The organism is Microbacterium sp. PAMC22086, from assembly GCF_019443525.1.
Taxonomy (GTDB): domain Bacteria; phylum Actinomycetota; class Actinomycetes; order Actinomycetales; family Microbacteriaceae; genus Microbacterium; species Microbacterium maritypicum.
Map to the genome: position 1 here is coordinate 436,174 of NZ_CP080380.1, position 18,345 is coordinate 454,518.

The following is an 18,345-nucleotide window of genomic DNA, read 5'->3' on the forward strand; positions in this document are numbered from 1 at the left end:
AGGTGAGGCAAATGCGCCTCTCGGATCAGGAGCGAGCGAACGCCGCGTCGATCAGGACTTCGGCGGCACCCCGAGCCTGCACGGCGACGGCCGGATCGGCGGAGATCGCGGCCGTGCTCTGCGCACCCTCGGCGAGGATCGACAGCTGTGGGGCGAGCGCCGCGGGAGCGCCCGTCTCGGCGACCAGGTCTGCCATGTACTGCTGGAACGACGCCTTGTGTGCGCGCACGATCTCGGCGACCTCGGGATTCGTGCCGCCGAGCTCGCCGAATGCGTTGATGAAGGCGCAGCCGCGGAAGTCGTCGGCGCAGAACCAGTTCTCGAGGTATCCGTAGACGGCGAGCAGCCGCGCACGAGGATCGTCACCAGCCCCCGCCACCGCCTCCGACAGCCCCGACTCCCACTGGGCGTGCTTGCGCTCGAGGACCGCCGCGACGATGTCGGTCTTCGCGGGGAAGAGCGAGTAGAGGCGATGCAACGAGACCCCGGCGAACTGACGCAGCTCGTCCATGCCCACGGCCGCGTACCCCTTGCGGTAGTAAAGCTCTTCGGCGGCGGTGAGGATGCGCTCGCGGGCCTCGTCTTCGGTCATGACCAGAAGTCTACTTGACGCGAGAACGAACGTTCTCTACATTGGAGACATCGAGCGAGAACGATCGTTCTCACCGGGATCGAAAGGATCAGGATCATGGGTTACATGGCTCTTGGGACATTCGGTGGGGGTAGGGCTCGCCGGGCGATGATCGGCGGGTAGGGGTCGAGGTCCCCGAGGATCAGAAGCGCTAACCACCTGATCGATCACGAGGACCTCGACGTGCTTCACCCTACTTCGGGGTGCGCTGACGCGCGCTCTGCCGCTGATCCGTGTTCCCGCTGTGACTTGCTGCTCGGTCTGGACGGGGTCCATGTCGAGCACGTCGACCGTCGCGACGGGCTGCTGGTGGTGACGGTCTCGACGCCGGCGGCGCCGATCGGCTGCGCTTCGTGCGGGGTCGTCGCGACGGGTCGTGGGCGTCGACGCCGGCTGCTGCATGACGTGCCCGGGACGACGCGGGTGCGGATCGTGTGGGCGGCAACGCGTGTGGCGGTGCGGTGACGATGGTTGCGCGAAGAAGACGTTCGTGGAGCAAGTGCCCACTTTGGTCGCTCGGCGCGGGTCGATCACGAAGCGCGCCGTCGGCTGGGCGATCGGGCAGCTGCGTCGTGAACACGCCACGGTTCATGGCTTGGCTCGGCAGCTGGGGACGTCGTGGAAGACGGTGTGGCGCGCGGTCGAACCCGAGCTGGTGCGGCTCGCCGCCGACGAAGCCCGGTTCGAGGGTGTCACGACGCTTGGCGTCGATGAGCATGTCTGGCATCACGTCGACCCGCGCAAACGGGGCCCGAAGGAGCTGACCGGGATGGTCGACCTGAGCCGCGATAGTGCGGGAAAGACGCGGTCCAGGCTGCTGGATCTGGTGCCGGGCAGGTCCGGGAAGGCGTATGCGTCCTGGCTCGCAGACCGCGGCGACACCTTCCGCAAGAACGTGCGGGTGGCAGCTCTCGATCCGTTCGCCGGCTACAAGACCGCGATCAACGACAAGCTCGAGGACACCCAATGACCCCCACCGGATGTCCGAAGAGCCCATAATCAACACAGCTGATCCCGCACGATGTCGAGATTCTCCACCACACAGCGGGACGTCACCCCACCGAACCCGGGGCGCTTCATGCGGAAAGCCTTTCACACCCGAAAAATCCAAAGCCCGCCGAAAGCCGCGTTGCTTCCGGGTTCTGTGGGACGGATGAAGCCTTCGTTCGGGGCGCGCGCGGCTGTTCAGCGCGAACGATAGGCCGCGAGATCTATCCACACCGGTTCCCAGACCAGACCCTTCTGGAACAGAACATCATGCGCGGCGCGCTGCGCATCCGGGTCCGGAACCGACCACACCACCCGGTCCTTCGGATAGGCCGAAAATCCATCCGCAGGCAGCCCTGCCTGTTTCAGCACCTCTGCCACGGTATCCGCCAGCGACGAGGGCATGAAGTTGTACCGCAGAACATTGCGCAGCATTTTTCCCTGCACCACAGGGTGAAAGCTGGTGGGATCCTTCAAATAACGCTGACGCGTGTCGCTGAAGCTGCGCCAGACATCGTTGGGTTCACGGGGACTGGGAGCCCCCTGCATTCCGTAGAGAATATCATAGCTGGGAGTTCCCTGAAGGTAGCCATTTCCGGACCTCAGCCCCGCATCAGAAGCCAGGTGCCACCACTCCGTAACGAGCACCTTTTCGTCTTGGGTTGGCGCTCCTACAACCAGCGAGAATACATCATCCCCGCTAGATACGCTTGGCCAGCGCGTCATTTGGAGGTAGCAACTGTCGCCGCTGCTTTCATCCTTCCCCTTCTCAAACAACATAATGTTGACCGGGGGATCCTCAGCAGTCAGCGCTTGCGCAATTCTTTCCTGTTTTGGGGCCCAGGTGCGCGTCTTCAAATGCGCATCAGTGATCAACATCTTATTCAGCCGACCGTCGAAGGTCGCAGCAAAGGCCATGATGAGATCGGCTGAAGCCGGGTGATCCAAATAAAAGCAGGTCTCGAATTTCATACATTCATCTCATGTCACTGCGTGGTGATGATCGTCACGGTAGTGCCTGGGTTGTCGGGACTGCTGCACGAATAGGTGACAGGTTGTAGTCACGCCGCCAGTGCGACGGTCGTGTTCATGATGGTCTCGAACTCGATGGGCGTCAAACGGGCTCTTCGGACGGCGAATTCTGGCGATCGTCGCAACACGGCGGATGTCTAGCTTAACTGGAGGATAGGTCAGCGTTCAATGTATAGTCATTGCATGCTGACTATTGCCTCTCGCCTTGATGTGATGAACAGGCTCGGCCGCGCGATGGCCGATCCCACACGTTCCCGAATTCTGATGTCGCTGCTCGAAGCGCCGAGCTATCCGGCGGTGCTCTCGAGGTCGCTTGAGCTGTCTCGATCGAACGTTTCGAACCATCTGACGTGTCTCCGCGACTGCGGGATCGTGGTCGCCGAGCCCGAGGGTCGCCAGACGCGTTACGAGATCGCGGACCCGCATCTCTCCGCAGCACTGAAGACTCTCGTAGATGTGACGCTGGCCGTTGATGAGAACGCTCCGTGCGTGGATGCGTCGTGCTCTGTGCCCGGATGCTGCGGGACGGGAGCAGACGCATGAGCGCTTCTCTGACCGCCGCGCGGCGATCGAAGCTTCATCGCCGCGTTCGCTTCATCGTCGGATTCACGATCTCCTATAACGTCATCGAAGCGATCGTCGCAATCTGGGCTGGAACCCTCGCTTCGTCGGCGGCGCTGATCGGGTTCGGGCTGGATTCGGTCGTCGAGGTGCTTTCCGCGGCGGCGATCGCCTGGCAGTTCACGAGGAAAGACCCCGAGCGGTGGGAGAAGGTCACCGTCCGAGCGATCGGCCTGGCGTTCTTCGCTCTCGCCGCCTATGTCACGGTCGACGCCGTTGTGAGTCTGATCAGCCAGGAGGGTCCGGAACACAGCCCGCTGGGGCTGGGGATCACTGCTCTGAGCCTGATTATCATGCCACTTCTCGCCTGGTTCGAGGTTCGCACCGGGCGCGAGCTCGATTCGAAGAGCGTGATGGCGGACGCGAAGCAGCTCATCCTCTGCATCTACCTCTCGGGGGCAGTGTTCATCGGCCTGATACTGAACTCGCTGTTCGGTTGGTGGTGGGCGGACTCTGTCGCCGCGCTCGTCGTTGCTGTTCTGGCAATCCGCGAAGGTATCGAGGCATGGCGCGGGGACGTGGAGTCTCCGTTCGAGGTGCTCGAAGATCTTGACGGCGAGGATGACGACGACTGATCGTTCTCAGGCGGCAACCTCCCAGAGCGGCGCAAGGCGCTCGGCTGGCGTTTCCCAGTCGAGCGTCTTGCGTGGACGGGTGTTCAACTCGCGAGCGACAGCTGCGAGTTCTTGCGCGTCGTGAACGCTCAGATCCGTGCTCTTAGGGAGTACTGCCTCAAGAGGCCGTTCGTGTTCTCGTTGCTCCCTCGTTGCCATGGTGAGGCAGGATCACAGAAGTAGACCGGCATCGACGTCGCCTCGGTGAACGAACGGTGCTTGCCCATCTCGCTACCTTGATCCCAAGTCAGCGAGCGGCGGAGATGTGCGGGCAGACGCTCGATCGTCGAAGTGAGCGCCTCGAGCATGGCATCTGCTCCGTGATCTCTCGGCAGATGGACCAGCATCACATAGCGGGTAACGCGCTCAACGAGTGTTCCGATCGCTGAACGGTTGTTCTTGCCGACGATGAGATCCCCCTCCCAATGCCCTGCCTCCTTTCGTGCGTCGACTTGCTGCGGGCGATCGCAGATCATCACCATTGGGTCGCGATATCGGGGCTGGCGCCGCTGAGACTGACGGCGCGATTTTCTCCGAGCACGGCCTGTGCGTAGCGCACGATGCAATTCGCGTCGTAGTCCTCCACGAGCGGGAACGTAGAGGGCGAGATAGATGGTTTCGTGCACAACGCGCATCTCTTCCCTGTCGGGGAACTCTCGGTGCAAGGTTCGGGAGATCTGTTCCGGACTCCATCGCAGATCGAGTTTCGCCTGCACGAAGGCGCGCAGTTCGCCGTTGCCGGCGATCTTGCCCACCTTCGGACGCGGCCGGCGAGAATCTGCGCGTGCCTGTGCGGCATACGGCCGGTAGTCACCGCTGTCAGGATGGGCGTTGCGTGAGATCTCACGGCTGATGGTCGATGGGCTGCGTTTCATCTCCGCCGCGATCGCTCTCAGCGACCATCCGGCGAGCACCCGATCTGCGATGAAGACACGGTCGCGCTCACTCAAGTACCGAGACGACAAACGAGGCCGGTATGGTCGCTCCCCGATGGGTGCGACCATACCGGCCTTTTTCGTTCTGTTGTCGCCTGAGCGCCACCGCTTCGTCGTGCGATATGTCACACCCACGATCTTCGCGGCTTCCCTGAAACCGTACCCATTCGAGATCAGCTCGAAGAACTTCGTTCGCTCCGCGAGGAGCGGCTTCGGCCCTTGTGGGGACCGATCAGCGCGGACGTCAAAAGCCATCTGCAACTCCTGGATTCGATCAGGTGTTGCGACGACCAATAGAACTCAAGGACATCCGGTGGGGGTCATTGGGTGAGTCCGCCGGCGGCGAGGAGCATCCGGAGCCGGTAGTTGTCTCGGTTGCGGTAGCCGCGAGCGAGGCGTCGGTGGAGCTCGATGATCCCGTTCACCGCTTCGGTGCCCCCGTTCGATGATCGCCCGGTCGTGAAGTACGCCAGGAATGCTGAGCGCCAGCGGAGCAACGTCCGGCCGAGGCGGGCTATCTCGGGGATCGGGCAGGTGTGAAACGTGTCGACGACCTTCTCGGCGATCCGCTGCCCTCCGGCGAGGTCCTTCGTGTGGTAGGCGGAGCCCAGCTGCTGTGCGCACTGCCACGCGACGAACACCTCGTCGTGCGCGGGGTCGGCCTCGATCGCGGTGGTCAGCCTGACTCGCTGCTTGTCAGTGAGGTTCTCCGCTCCGGCGCGGAGGATGGTCTGGATCCCGTAGAGCGGATCGCCCTTCCGGCCCCGATGCCCGAGGGTGTCCTGTTGCACCCGACGGCGGACCTCGTCGACCGCGGCGGTGCCGAGCTTGACGACGTGGAACGCGTCGAGCACCGCTGTGGCGTCCTCGAGCTTGTCGTTGATCGCGGTCTTGTAGCCGGCGAACGGATCGAGAGCTGCCACCCGCACGTTCTTGCGGAAGGTGTCGCCGTGGTCTGCGAGCCAGGACGCATACGCCTTCCCGGACCTGCCCGGCACCAGATCCAGCAGCCTGGACCGCGTCTTTCCCGCACTATCGCGGCTCAGGTCGACCATCCCGGTCAGCTCCTTCGGGCCCCGTTTGCGCGGGTCGACGTGATGCCAGACATGCTCATCGACGCCAAGCGTCGTGACACCCTCGAACCGGGCTTCGTCGGCGGCGAGCCGCACCAGCTCGGGTTCGACCGCGCGCCACACCGTCTTCCACGACGTCCCCAGCTGCCGAGCCAAGCCATGAACCGTGGCGTGTTCACGACGCAGCTGCCCGATCGCCCAGCCGACGGCGCGCTTCGTGATCGACCCGCGCCGAGCGACCAAAGTGGGCACTTGCTCCACGAACGTCTTCTTCGCGCAACCATCGTCACCGCACCGCCACACGCGTTGCCGCCACACGATCCGCACCCGCGTCGTCCCGGGCACGTCATGCAGCAGCCGGCGTCGACGCCCACGACCCGTCGCGACGACCCCGCACGAAGCGCAGCCGATCGGCGCCGCCGGCGTCGAGACCGTCACCACCAGCAGCCCGTCGCGACGGTCGACGTGCTCGACATGGACCCCGTCCAGACCGAGCAGCAAGTCACAGCGGGAACACGGATCAGCGGCAGAGCGCGCGTCAGCGCACCCCGAAGTAGGGTGAAGCACGTCGGGGTCCTCGTGATCGATCAGGTGGTTAGCGCTTCTGATCCTCGGGGACCTCGACCCCTACCCGCCGATCATCGCCCGGCGAGCCCTACCCCCACCGAATGTCCCAAGAGCCGGTTACATCACCGTCGGCAACGAGAACAGCACCCCGATCGAGCTCTACTACGAAGACCAGGGATCGGGTCAGCCCGTCGTCCTGATCCACGGCTATCCGCTCGACGGCCACAGCTGGGAGCGCCAGACCCGCGAGCTGCTGGCACAGGGCTATCGCGTCATCACCTACGACCGCCGTGGGTTCGGCGGATCGTCGAAGGTCAACACCGGCTACGACTACGACACCTTCGCCGCCGACCTCCACACGGTGCTGGAGACACTCGACCTGCGCGACGTCGTTCTCGTCGGCTTCTCGATGGGAACGGGAGAGCTCGCCCGCTACGGCCACGAGCGCGTGGCGAAGCTCGCCTTCCTCGCCTCGCTCGAACCGTTCCTCGTGCAGCGCGACGACAACCCCGAGGGTGTTCCGCAGGAGGTCTTCGACGGCATCGCGGCTGCCGGCAAGGGCGACCGCTTCGCGTGGTTCACCGACTTCTACAAGAACTTCTACAACCTCGACGAGAACCTCGGATCGCGCATCAGCGAGCAGGCCGTCACCGGCAGCTGGAATGTGGCCATCGGCAGTGCCCCCGTGGCCGCCTACGCGGTCGTGCCGGCATGGATCGAGGACTTCCGCTCCGACGTGGAGGCCGTGCGCGCCGCCGGCAAGCCCACGCTGATCCTGCACGGCACGAAGGACAACATCCTCCCGATCGACGCGACCGCCCGCCGGTTCCACCAGGCGGTGCCGGAGGCCGACTACGTCGAGGTCGAGGGAGCTCCGCACGGTCTGCTGTGGACCCACGCCGACGAGGTCAACTCCGCACTGAAGACCTTCCTCGCGAAGTAGGTCCTCCGCGCCGCATCCGCCGCCGTCGCCCTTCCGGTCGCTCGAGATCCTCGACAGCGACGGAGAGTGCGACGGGGGCGATGTGCGATCAGGCCGACGCCGGCAGTGCCTCAGCCGCGCATGGCGACACCGCGACGCCAGTAGCCCATGAAGGCCACCTGACCACGATCGATGCCCAGGTCCTTGACCAGGTGGCGACGGAGAGTGGTGACCACGCCGCTCTCCCCCGCGATCCAGAAGTAGCGCTCGACCGGAGCATCAGCCGCGGCGATCTCCTCGCCGAGCCCGGAGTAGTCCGGCGTCTCCCACAGCAGGTCCTCGCCGTCGATGTCCTTCACCCGGATCTCGTCCGTGGCGTCGGCGTCACCCAGGTAGCCGACCACGGCGGGGATCAGGCGCAGGCCGTGCGGCTCACCGGCATCGCGCGGCAGCCAGTGCACCTCGACGCCGGTCGGCACGTCGATGCGCAGGATGTCGGCGGGCGACGGCACCTCGATGAAGGCGACGCCGCGCAGGCCACGAGGTGCGTCCTCCAGAATGCGGGCGATCGCCGGAGCGGCCGTCTCGTCACCCGCGAGCACGACCGATGCGGCGGTGCCGGGGGCGAACTCGGCGCCACCGTGCGCGCCGACATCGACGCCGCGACGCGGTCCGACCAGGTACAGCTCCTGCCCGACCGCGGCCTGGCTCGCCCACAGCGACGCGGGTCCGGTCAGGCCCGGCTCGAGGTGCAGCACGAAATCGACGTCGACCTCGGTCCCGGTCTCGTCGTCGACGCGCAGCTCGCGCACGGAGTAGGTGCGCATCGATCCGCGCTCCTCCTCCGGCACCGCGAGGAAGGCCTGCCACCAGTTGTCCGATGCCCGGTCGAGGTCGGGAAGAACACCGGTCGCGGGCGGGAAGACCAGCTTGATGCGACTGTCGAACACCTCACCCGGCGTGCCGAACTCGCTCAGCTCGTCGCCGCCGAAGGTCACCCGCACGAACGAGGGCGAGACGCGCACGACGGCCCGCACCTCGGCGCGGGTGAGGATGTAGGTCGGACGGTCGGTCGTGGTCGTCTCAGCGGACATGGTGCCTCCCGATGGGTGTGACCATCGGCTTGCCGGAGACCGGATCGATGGTGATCTGATTGGCGAGGCCGAAGACCTCTTCGACGAGTTCGGCGGTGACGATGTCCTTCGGGGCCCCCGCCGCGTGCACCCGACCGTCCTTCATGGCCACCAGCTCGTCCGCATAGCGGGCGGCGAGGTTGAGGTCGTGGAGGACCATCACGATGGTCGTGCCGCGCGAGACGCTCAGATCGGTGAGCAGATCGAGCACCTCGACCTGGTGGGCGACGTCGAGGAACGTCGTCGGCTCGTCCAGCAGCAGGATGTCGGTCTCCTGCGCGAGCGCCATCGCGATCCACACGCGCTGGCGCTGACCGCCAGAGAGCTCATCGACGCTGCGGTCGGCGAGGTCGGAGATGCCGGTCGCGTCGAGGGCATCCGCCACCACCTCGTAGTCGTGGGTGCTCCACCGCGCGAGCATCTTCTGATGCGGGTGCCTTCCGCGACCGACGAGGTCGGCGACGGCGATGCCCTCCGGCGCGACGGGCGACTGCGGCAGCAGACCGAGGATGCGCGCGACCTCCTTGGTGGGGCGGGTGTGCACCGAGGTGCCGTCGAGCACGATCTGGCCTTCGCTCGGAGACAGCAGGCGGGCGAGCGCGCGCAGCAGCGTCGACTTGCCGCATCCGTTCGCGCCCACGATGGTGGTGATGCGACCGGGCGCGATCTGCAGGTCGAGGCCGTCGATGATGGTGCGGTCGCCGTAGGCGAGCGTCACCCCCTCGGCCGACAGGCTGTGCGAGACGGTCATAGCGAACCCCCGGAGCGGTTGGTGCGGATGAGCAGGTAGATCAGATAGGGCGCGCCGACCACGCCGGTGATGACGCCGACGGGGTAGCGGGTGCCGAAGGCGAACTGTCCGATCAGGTCGCCGCCGAGCACGAGCGCGGCGCCGACGAAGGCCGACGGCAGGAGCAGATTCGCCCCCGGACCCGTGATGCGCGCCGCAATGGGTCCGGCCATGAACGCGACGAAGGCGATGGGACCGGTGGCCGCGGTCGCGAAAGCGAGGAGCGCGACCGCACCGAGGATGAGCAGCAGGCGCGTGGCGTTGACCCGGATGCCGAGGCCCGCCGCCGAGTCGTCTCCGAGCTGGAGGGCTCCGAGCGAACGCCCCTGCGACAGCATCAGCGGCACGATGACCACCGCGGCGATCGCCATCGGGAGCACGCGCTCCCACGATGCGTTGTTGAGGCTTCCGGTCAACCACTGCATCGCGGTCTGGATGTCCCAGTTCGCCGCCCTCGACAGCATGTACGAGATGATGCTCTGCAGCATCGCCGCGACCCCGATCCCGATCAGGATGAGTCGGGTGCCGGCGAAGCCGCCCTTGATCGAGAGCAGATAGATCACCAGGGCCGTGGCGACGGCGCCGCCCAGGGCGAGCAGCGACACGACAGGACCGTTGACCGAGAGCACGATGATGCCGAACACGGCCGCGGCACCGGCACCGTTCGAGATGCCGATGATGTCGGGAGACGCGAGCGGATTGCGCAGCATCGTCTGGAAGCAGACACCCGCCATGCCGAAGGCGATCCCGGTGAGGACGGCGAGCACCGCTCGCGGCAGCCGCAGGTCGCCGACGGTGAACGAAGCACCGGGCACGGTCTCACCGAGGATCACGCGGATCACCTCGTCGGGCGTGTAGAACGTGTTTCCCACCATGAGAGCGACCGCGAAGAGGGCGAGCACCAGGACGCCGAGGACGACCGTGGCGACCGCGTGCCGACGGTGACGCGAGCGACGGCCCGCGACGATCCTGGCGATCCGGGCAGATGCCGGCTCGTCCACCCGGTCGAGGGTGTGCACGGCGTGTTCGGTCGACCTCACAGCTCACGCACCTTCTGCCGACGGACGATCCAGATGAAGAACGGCGCTCCGATGATGGCGGTGATGATCCCGACCTGGATCTCCTCCGACGACGGGGCGATCACGCGACCCACGATGTCACTCGCGGTCAGCAGCGCGGCACCGGCGATGGCCGAGAACGGGAGCAGCCAACGGTGATCGGTGCCCACGAGCATGCGGCACACGTGCGGGATGATCAATCCGACGAAGCCGATGGGCCCCGCGATCGCGGTGGCGGCTCCCGCGAGGATCACCGCACCCAGCGCCGAGATCAGGCGCGTGCGGAAGACGTTCTCGCCGAGCCCCTTGGCCATCTCGTCGCCGAGCGCGAGGGAGTTCATCCCCCGGGAGCAGAGGGAGCAGATGAGGGCGCCGACGGCGAGGACGGGTGCCGTGAGGGCGATGCGCGGCCACTCCGCCCCGCCGACGCCGCCGATCTGCCAGGACTGGAACGTCTGCAGCAGATCGACGCGAGGGAGCATGACGGCGCTGATGAGCGAGGCGAAGGCGGCCGAGGTGGCGGCACCCGCGAGGGCGAGCTTGAGGGGAGTCGCTCCCCCGCGGCCGAGCGATCCGACCGTGTAGACGAAGACAGCGGCGATCCCGGCTCCCGCGATCGCGAAGGCCATCTGCCCGTAGGGATCGGCGAGGCCGAAGAAGGCGATGCCGCACACGACGGCCAGCGAGGCGCCGTTCGAGACGCCGAGGATGCCGGGGTCGGCGATGGGGTTCCGCGTCACCGCCTGCATGGTCGCTCCGGAGAGGGCGAGTGCCGCGCCGACGAGGAGCGCGAGGACAGTGCGGGGGATGCGCTTGACGATCGCGGCCTCGGCGATCGTGTCGGTGCGGCCGGTGAGGGCCGCCGCGATGTCGTCGAAGGAGACCGCCCGCACGCCGAACGAGATCGACAGGATGCTGAGGACGACGAGCACCACGATCCCGACGAGGAGCCAGATGGTTCTCACCAGCACCGGGCGCCGCAGGTCTGCGGCGCCCGGTGCCGGTGCGATGACGGTTGCTGAGGTCACTGAGCATTCACTCCGCTGCGGCGGATCGAACGACTACGGCGCGAGCGGTGCAGCCAGGAGCGCGAGGTAGTCGCTGAGGCCCCACGGGATGGACAGCGGCGACGGGTTCGCCGATGCCGCGATGGGGGTGGCGTCCGGAAGGACGGCGATGCGCCCCTCGGCGATGGCGGGGATCTTCGACAGCAGCGGGTCGGCCTGCAGCAAGGGGATGATCGTCTCATCGCCGTACGTGATGAACAGGTCGACGTCATCGAACTTCTGCGCCTCTTCGGCGCTGACCGTCAGGTAGAACTGGTCGCTGTCCTTGTTCTCCTCGACGATCGAGGGGAACGGCAGTCCGAGGCCGTGGAGGTAACCGGGGCGGGTGTCGATCGCCGTGTAGTACCCGACCTGGCTGAGGTCTGTCGGGTCGATGTAGGAGAAGAGGACCTTCTTGTCCTTCAGCACGCTGTTGGCCTCCAGCGCCTTCTGCGCGTCGGCGTCCAGCTGCTCGATCAGAGCCTTGCCCTCCTTCTCGAGGCCGAGGGCCTTGGAGTCCATCTCGATCATGTCGTTGACCGAGGTGCCCCAGGCGACCGTCGGGTACGCGATGACCGGAGCGATCTTGGAGAGGGTGTCGTACTCCTCCTGCGTGAGGCCGGAGTAGGCGGCGAGGATCACGTCGGGCTCGGTATCGGCGACGGCTTCGTAGTCGATGCCGTCGGTCTCGTCGAACAGCACCGGCGTCTCGGCGCCCAGCTCATCGAGCTTCTCCTCGACCCAGGGCAGCACGCCGTTGTCGTCGTCGTCACCCCACGACGCCTTGCTCATGCCGACCGGAACGATGCCCAGTGCCAGCGGCACCTCGTGGTTCGCCCACGCGACGGTAGCGACACGCTCGGGCTTCTCGGTGATCGTGGTCTCGCCGTAGACGTGCTCGACGGTGACGGGGAAGGCGTCGTCGGATGCGGGGTTGCCGCCGGTGGTCGAAGTCGACTCCGGCGCGGAGGACGCACAGGCGGAGAGGCCGATGGCGAGCGCGGCGGCCGCGCCGATGGCGAGGATTCGAGAGGTGCGCACAGGCGTTCCCTTCGGGTTCGGGGTGAGAGGGCGGCGCGGATGAAGCGCCCAGCCTTTGGTAAGCCTGGCCTAATCTAACACGGAGGTTAGGTGAACCTCACCCCGGATCTTCCCGAGGTTCCGACGACGGAGGCACGAAAAAACCGGTCGGATCCGTGAGGATCCGACCGGTTTCAGGAAGTCAGCGCGCGCTCAGAGAGCGCGGATGTTCGCCGCCTGCATGCCCTTGGGGCCACGCTCAGCGTCGAATTCGACCTTCTGGTTCTCGCGGAGCTCCTTGAAACCGGAGCCGGCGATAGCCGAGTAGTGGGCGAAGAGGTCGTCCGAGCCGTCATCGGGAGCGATGAAGCCGAAGCCCTTTTCCGCGTTGAACCATTTCACAGTGCCAGTGGCCATGTGTTTCTACTTTCTGTTGATCTAGCCGCTGTTTTACACGGCTTGTGCATCGCACCGGAAGAACCGGAGGATACGAGTGAGCCTCCCTCCGAACGGAAGGGGCGAAGTTTTCAGGGGATCCGTGCCGAACCAATCGGCGCAGAATTCGGATCCAGATGTCGGGCCACACACGTCGCAGCAAGCGTTCGCGGGCCGGTGATGAATGACGCCTCCGGGAAGAGGCACGTTGCCTACCGTACCACGCCATCCCCGCGAGCGCGCCCCCGACTTTCCGATGGCCCGCCCGAAGGATGCCGGGCGCGCCTCAGCGACGGGCGCGCCGAGGGACGGGACCCCTCAGGTGCGACGATCGCGAGCACGCGGACGAGCGTCGCCATCCACAGCAGTCCGAGCCCCACGACGATCGCCTCGACCGCTGTGGCCGAGTACAGGCCGAGCGGGATCCACAGCACGAGTGCGAGCACGAGGAGCAGCCCGACGCCGACCGAGGTGACCAGGAGCGCACGAGGGTGCCCGGGAATCGAGGTCACGGTGGCCGCGGCCGCCACGGCGAACAGCACGAGCGACGCGAAGGCGGCGATGTCATGCGGGATCGGCACCCGGTTCAGCGGCAGCAGCCCGACCGCGGCGAGCGCGACGCCGGTCGCCGCCCACAGCGCGACGACGACGGCGATGCGGGAGAGGACCCCGTCGCCGCGCAGACGGTGCAGGTCGCGCCCGATGTACGAACCGACGGTCGCGACGAGCAGACCTGCCACGACGAGGGTGCCGTTGAACGCCCACGACCCGGAGCCCAGCTGCGAGAAGTTCCGCTCCCACCAGCGCGGGTCGTCCGCGGTCACCATGGCGAACAGCGTGCCGATCACGAGGAAGCCGAACAGCAGCGCGGCGAGGTCGGCTGTGCGCAGGCCGACACCGGCTCCGAACGCGAAGCGTCCACCGACAGCCGAGACCACCCCCGTCAGGAGCCCTCCGCCGAGCGCCGCGAGCTGCAGCCCTTGGAGACCGGCAGCCAACACCTCGGCGGCGAGCAGCACTCCCATCATCGCGACGGCGCCGAACGCCACAGTGAGGGCGCCCGTCGAGAGGTCGGAGATCACCGCCTGCCAGCGCGGCATCGACCTCGTCTCCCCGCGGCGGTGCATCAGCGTGCTCGCGAGGAAGGCGGCGGAGGCGATCACGCCCGCGATGACGGCGGCCGGCATCGCGAGTGCGCCCTCCCCCGTGAGCGGGCGCGCGTCACCGGCCAGGATGAGCACGGCGACCGCCGCGCCGACCCCGAAGCAGATGACGGTCGCCCAGACCGCCTTCGTCTCGCCGCGCAGCTTCGCGTCCTGCTCCATGCGCCCCATGCAAGCACGCACCTGTGACGGGCGGAAGCCCCGCTCTTCCGAGGTCATTCCGTCAACCGAGGTCAGGCCGCCAGGCGACCGACCGCTCTGGCACGGATGAGCACGGCAGTGCCGTCGGAGTAGGCCACCGGCAGCTCCTCCACCGCGACGACCTCGATCGTCGCCGGGTCCGCGCCCGCGAGCCGCGCGCGCTCGGTCGCCTCGGCGGCGGCATCTGCGCGCGAGGCCCGTTGGTCGGACGGGTCGACCCGGTAGATCTTCTCGACCTGCCCGGCGACCTCGCCGAGGGCCGCGCCCACTGCGTTCGCCGCGCCGAAGTGGTCGGGGCGGATCAGTTCGGCGACCCCGTCGAGCTCGGTCGGAGCGATGATGCCGCCACCCCCGACCAGGATGACCGGGACCGGTGCGGCGTTCGGCTTCATCCGGTCGATCGAGTCCTCGAGGATCTCGCGCATCGCACTCCAGGCCACGGCGCCGACCGTCTCAGGAACCGCGGGAGCCTCGAGACCATCGATCCCGGCCCCGCCGACCGCGAGGGCGATGTCGGTGGCCGTGAGGGTGCTTCCTCCGAAGGCCAGGCCCTCCTGAGGAAGCCGATAGCCGACGCTGTCGGGGCCGACCGTCGTGCCCGACTCGGTCTCGCGGATGATCGTGCCACCGCCGAGTCCGACCGACAGCACGTCGGGCATGCGGAAGTTGGTGCGGATGCCGCCGATCTCGACCGCGTGGGCCGACTGGCGCGGGAACCCGTCGACGAGCACGCCGATGTCGGTCGTGGTGCCGCCGATGTCGACCACCAGGGCATCCGTCGCCCCGGAGAGGTGCGCGGCGCCACGGATGGAGTTCGTGGGCCCGCACCCGATCGTCAGCACCGGGAACTCGAGCGCGTACTCGAGCTGCATGAGGGTGCCGTCGTTCTGGCCAAAGTAGGGCGTGGCGGGGATGCCGCGCTCGCGCAGGGCCGCCACGAAGCCTGCGGCCATCTGCCGGAGCGTCTGCATCAGCGCCGCGTTCAGCACGGTCGCGTTCTCGCGCTCGAGCAGGCCGAGCGAGCCGATGCGCGCCGACCGCGACACGGGAACACCCAGCTCCTCCGTGACGATGGCGGCGACCCGCTCCTCCTGGCTCTCGTCGATCGGGGCGAACACCCCCACGACGGCGACCGCGTCGACCTCGCCGCGCATCCGTGCACAGGCCTCGCGCACGGCATCCTCATCGATAGGGGAGAGCACCCGGCCGTCGACCTCGAAGCCGCCGGCCAGCAGCTGCGCGTGCTCACCGATCGCCGCACGCAGATCGTCCGGCCACCCCTCCAGCGGAGGGACGGCGGTGGTGGCCGGTGCACCGAGTCGGAGGATGCCGACGCGGCCGAGCCCGCGGCGCTCGACGATCGCGTTGGTGCAGTGGGTGGTGCCGAGCATGGCGTGCCCGATGAGGGCGGCGTCGACGCCGGAGGCCGCGAGCACCGCGTCGATCGCCGCGGCCACGCCGTCGCCGGTGTCGGCTGTGGTGGGCCGCTTGACCGAAGCGACGACGTCGAGCCGCTCGTCGAGGATGACGGCGTCGGTGTTCGTGCCGCCGACGTCGATGCCGATGCGATACCTGCCGGCCATCACGCGGCCTCCTCATCCGTCGTGCGCGCACCAGAGCGCTGCGCGATGTCTTCGACCGGAACCCACTCCACGTCGTACCCGAAGTGGGCGGGTCCGGCGGTCTCCAGGCCGATGGGCGTGCGCCACTTGTCGTGGCACGGGATCGCGATCACCGCGACCCGCGCGCCGTACCGGAGGGACTCGGTCGTGATCGGCATGCCCGTCGCCAGGTCGAGCACGGCGATCAGATCGGGGGTCACGGCCGCGAGCACGCCGTCGCGGCGTCCGAGCAGCATCTCGTTCTGGAAATCGAGACGGAACGCGCTCCCCCGGTCGGCGCCGACACCGACCAGCTCGGCCGCGCCGCGCGTGAATCCACCGTCCACGGCGCGCTGCAGATCGGCGACCTTGCCGTCGAACAGCCGCACGGCGTCGAGGTCGGCGCACAGGGCGTCGATGCGCTCATCATCGCGAAGCTCGCGTCCGGCGGCATCCCGGCCCCGCAGGATGCGCCCGATGCGCTGAGCGAGTCCGAGGGTGCCGGGGATCGCGCACTCGCGCACGACGTCGCCGCCGTATGCGTAGTCGATCATGGTCGCCCCTCCGCCCATCTCGACGGTGACGGCCCGCGCGATGCGCTCCGACCATCCGCCGTCGATCGGGCGGCTCACCACCTCATTGCCGTGATGGTCGACCAGCACGGTCGTGCCGGGTCCGTAACCGGCCAGGTGGAAGGTGACCATCTGCGCCTCGGGGAACGCCCGACCCATCGCATCGCCGTCGACCACCGGGAGGCCAGCGAGGGCCGCAGCCGCGATCGGGATCATCGAATTGCCGCCGCCGACCTCGATCGGCATCACCGCTGTCGCTTTGCGACCCACGGCGCGCTCGATAGCGTGCAGGGCCGCGAGCAGCTCGGACTCGGCCTGGATGCGCTCCACGCTCACGGAGGGGGCGCCGATCCCTCCGATCGGGATGACGAAGTCGTCATCTTTCAGGTCGTCGACGGCGATCAGCGGGACCGGCCCGTGCAGGCGGATGAGTCGCTTGGCGATCAGGGAGCCGACATGCGGGTCGCCGCCTCCTCCGGTGCCGAGCACGGCGGCACCGAGGGCGATCTCGTCGATGTCGGCTTCCGTGATCACAGGCGTCGTGACGACAGCGCTCATGCGCTCACCTCATCCGTGACGGGGGCCGACGCCGGCGTCACGCGACGACGCAGCGGCAGCAGCACGAGATACGCGACGAAGCCCACGAGGAGTCCGTCGAGAGCCGAGATCGACGTGAGGGTGAACCAGCCGAAGCCGGGACCATCCGCCGGATTCGTCGTTGCGACGGCCACGAAGATCCCGACCACCCAGGCCGCGATGGACCAGCCGTCGACCAGCGGCACGGTGGCGCCGTGCGCCCAGCGCGCCGTCTTTCGACCCGTGAAGAACGACGCCAGGTACACGCCGCCGTAGGGGGCGATGATCGTGCCGATGACGAGGATGAACTGCACGAAGTAGTCGGCAGCGCCGATCACCCCGACGATGATGCCGATGGCGCCGAGCACGATCGTGACGGTGCGACGGCTCAGCCGCTCGCTGATCGACGCGAACGAGAGTCCGGCCGAGTAGAGGTTGGTCGTGTTCGTGGTCCACTGCGCGAGGATCAGCACGATCACGGCGACACCGCCGAGGCCGAGCGCGAAGAAGATCGCCATCAGCTCGGTGCCGTCCATGATGCGGGCGAGCAGGATCGCGACGACCAGGATGATCGAGTTGCCGAAGAAGAACCCCACGAAACCGGCGATCATGGCCTGCTTCGGGGTCTTCGCCCACCGCGCCATGTCGGGGGCGAGCACGACCCCGAGGATGAAGATGCCCATGACGAGCGACACCGCCCCGCCGAAGGTGAAGGTCGCCTCGACCGGGGCCTGGAGGCCCGCCGCACCGTTCACCGTGAAGGCGACGATGACGCCGACGACCAGCAGCAGAAGCAGCAGCGGCACCGCGAGGGTGCTGAGACGGTTGATGGAGCGGTAGCCCCAGAACGCGGTGATCGCCATGAGCACGCCGCCGATCGCGGTGAACACCTGCACCGGCACGTCGATGCCGGTGAACTCGGCGAACGCGATCTGCGCGTTCGCGCCGAAGAATCCGGCCTGCACGGCGTACCAGCCGACCAGACTCACGGCGATCGCCAGGGCGAGGATCGCGCCGCCGATGCGGCCGAACACGGCGCGGGAGATCATGGCGGTGGAGAGCCCGGTGGCGGCGCCGACGTAGGCGCAGGCCATCGCGAGGAGTCCGAGCAGCAGAGATCCGAGCATCGTCGCGCTGATCGCCGGCCAGAAGGCCATGCCGGAAGCGAGAGAGACGCCGAGGAACGCCCCGGAGAGGTCGATGCCGATCGCAATCCACACGGTGGCGATCGACAGCCAGCTCTTGCGCTGGTCCTGCGGCACGACGCCGTGCTCATAGTCGGTGGTGGTCATCATCTTTTCCTTGAGAAGTGGCCCTGCGAGTCGTCGGCGGGGATTCGGGTTCCCGGAATGCGGACGACTCGCAGGG

18 protein-coding genes and 1 pseudogene are annotated in these 18,345 nt (G+C 67.4%); 5 read left to right on the forward strand and 14 right to left on the reverse strand.

Going from position 1 to position 18,345, the window contains the following annotated elements; genetic code table 11:
- Positions 1–25: 25 nt before the first annotated feature.
- The gene (locus KY497_RS02120) at positions 26–592 is read right to left on the reverse strand and encodes a TetR/AcrR family transcriptional regulator (protein WP_219869703.1); all 567 of its coding nucleotides are present in this window, start codon (positions 590–592) and stop codon (positions 26–28) included.
- A 288-nt stretch (positions 593–880) separates the two neighbouring features.
- On the opposite strand from KY497_RS02120, the gene KY497_RS16870 reads away from it, so the two are divergent.
- Both KY497_RS16870 and KY497_RS16575 read left to right on the forward strand, forming a co-directional pair.
- A complete protein-coding gene (locus KY497_RS16870; protein WP_219869704.1) occupies positions 881–1,096 on the forward strand; it encodes a hypothetical protein in 216 nt (71 codons plus the stop codon).
- A gap of 25 nt (positions 1,097–1,121) precedes the next feature.
- Complete coding sequence (locus KY497_RS16575; protein ID WP_219869705.1) at positions 1,122–1,601, forward strand: helix-turn-helix domain-containing protein; 480 nt, start codon at positions 1,122–1,124, stop codon at positions 1,599–1,601.
- Positions 1,602–1,816: 215 nt separating this feature from the next.
- Here the strand turns inward: KY497_RS16575 and KY497_RS02135 are convergent, their stop codons facing one another.
- Positions 1,817–2,590, reverse strand: a complete 774-nt coding sequence (locus KY497_RS02135; protein WP_218682844.1) for a hypothetical protein — start codon at positions 2,588–2,590, stop codon at positions 1,817–1,819.
- Between the two features lie 243 nt (positions 2,591–2,833).
- Between KY497_RS02135 and KY497_RS02140 the strand changes: the two genes are divergently transcribed.
- Positions 2,834–3,193 carry a helix-turn-helix transcriptional regulator gene (locus KY497_RS02140; RefSeq protein ID WP_141388383.1) on the forward strand — a complete coding sequence of 120 codons (360 nt, stop codon included), beginning with the start codon at positions 2,834–2,836 and terminating at the stop codon, positions 3,191–3,193.
- Positions 3,190–3,846 carry a cation transporter gene (locus KY497_RS02145; protein ID WP_141388386.1) on the forward strand — a complete coding sequence of 219 codons (657 nt, stop codon included), beginning with the start codon at positions 3,190–3,192 and terminating at the stop codon, positions 3,844–3,846. The genes KY497_RS02140 and KY497_RS02145 overlap by 4 nt, the downstream gene beginning before the upstream one ends.
- Positions 3,847–3,852: 6 nt before the next feature.
- Here the strand turns inward: KY497_RS02145 and KY497_RS02150 are convergent.
- Both KY497_RS02150 and KY497_RS02155 read right to left on the reverse strand, forming a co-directional pair.
- Positions 3,853–4,889 (reverse strand): annotated as a pseudogene (locus tag KY497_RS02150) (IS30 family transposase).
- A 251-nt stretch (positions 4,890–5,140) separates the two neighbouring features.
- Complete coding sequence (locus tag KY497_RS02155; protein WP_219869706.1) at positions 5,141–6,394, reverse strand: ISL3 family transposase; 1,254 nt, start codon at positions 6,392–6,394, stop codon at positions 5,141–5,143.
- Between the two features lie 187 nt (positions 6,395–6,581).
- Here KY497_RS02155 and KY497_RS02160 point away from each other — a divergent pair, with 187 nt between their 5' ends.
- Entirely contained in the window at positions 6,582–7,403 is an 822-nt protein-coding gene (locus tag KY497_RS02160) for an alpha/beta fold hydrolase (RefSeq protein ID WP_219870281.1), read from the forward strand.
- Between the two features lie 110 nt (positions 7,404–7,513).
- Here the strand turns inward: KY497_RS02160 and KY497_RS02165 are convergent, their stop codons facing one another.
- From KY497_RS02165 to KY497_RS02210, 10 genes are all read right to left on the reverse strand, one after another.
- On the reverse strand, positions 7,514–8,476 hold the full coding sequence (locus KY497_RS02165) for a siderophore-interacting protein (protein ID WP_219869707.1): 963 nt from the start codon (positions 8,474–8,476) through the stop codon (positions 7,514–7,516).
- Positions 8,466–9,266, reverse strand: a complete 801-nt coding sequence (locus KY497_RS02170; protein ID WP_127481648.1) for an ABC transporter ATP-binding protein — start codon at positions 9,264–9,266, stop codon at positions 8,466–8,468. The genes KY497_RS02165 and KY497_RS02170 overlap by 11 nt, the downstream gene beginning before the upstream one ends.
- A complete protein-coding gene (locus tag KY497_RS02175; RefSeq protein WP_141387222.1) occupies positions 9,263–10,345 on the reverse strand; it encodes an iron chelate uptake ABC transporter family permease subunit in 1,083 nt (360 codons plus the stop codon). Before KY497_RS02175 ends, KY497_RS02170 begins: the two co-directional genes overlap by 4 nt.
- Positions 10,342–11,391 carry an iron ABC transporter permease gene (locus KY497_RS02180; protein ID WP_219869708.1) on the reverse strand — a complete coding sequence of 350 codons (1,050 nt, stop codon included), beginning with the start codon at positions 11,389–11,391 and terminating at the stop codon, positions 10,342–10,344. The genes KY497_RS02175 and KY497_RS02180 overlap by 4 nt, the downstream gene beginning before the upstream one ends.
- 33 nt (positions 11,392–11,424) lie before the next feature.
- Positions 11,425–12,450, reverse strand: coding sequence for an iron-siderophore ABC transporter substrate-binding protein (locus KY497_RS02185; RefSeq protein WP_055869272.1), 1,026 nt, complete (start codon positions 12,448–12,450; stop codon positions 11,425–11,427).
- A 192-nt stretch (positions 12,451–12,642) separates the two neighbouring features.
- Positions 12,643–12,846, reverse strand: a complete 204-nt coding sequence (locus KY497_RS02190) for a cold-shock protein (protein WP_017831237.1) — start codon at positions 12,844–12,846, stop codon at positions 12,643–12,645.
- A 230-nt stretch (positions 12,847–13,076) separates the two neighbouring features.
- Positions 13,077–14,189 carry a DUF998 domain-containing protein gene (locus KY497_RS02195; protein WP_258185815.1) on the reverse strand — a complete coding sequence of 371 codons (1,113 nt, stop codon included), beginning with the start codon at positions 14,187–14,189 and terminating at the stop codon, positions 13,077–13,079.
- Positions 14,190–14,260: 71 nt separating this feature from the next.
- The gene (locus tag KY497_RS02200) at positions 14,261–15,811 is read right to left on the reverse strand and encodes a hydantoinase/oxoprolinase N-terminal domain-containing protein (RefSeq protein WP_219869709.1); all 1,551 of its coding nucleotides are present in this window, start codon (positions 15,809–15,811) and stop codon (positions 14,261–14,263) included.
- Positions 15,811–16,959 carry a DUF917 domain-containing protein gene (locus tag KY497_RS02205; protein ID WP_219869710.1) on the reverse strand — a complete coding sequence of 383 codons (1,149 nt, stop codon included), beginning with the start codon at positions 16,957–16,959 and terminating at the stop codon, positions 15,811–15,813. Before KY497_RS02205 ends, KY497_RS02200 begins: the two co-directional genes overlap by 1 nt.
- On the reverse strand, positions 16,956–18,269 hold the full coding sequence (locus KY497_RS02210) for a cytosine permease (protein ID WP_258185816.1): 1,314 nt from the start codon (positions 18,267–18,269) through the stop codon (positions 16,956–16,958). The genes KY497_RS02205 and KY497_RS02210 overlap by 4 nt, the downstream gene beginning before the upstream one ends.
- Between the last annotated feature and the right edge of the window lie 76 nt (positions 18,270–18,345).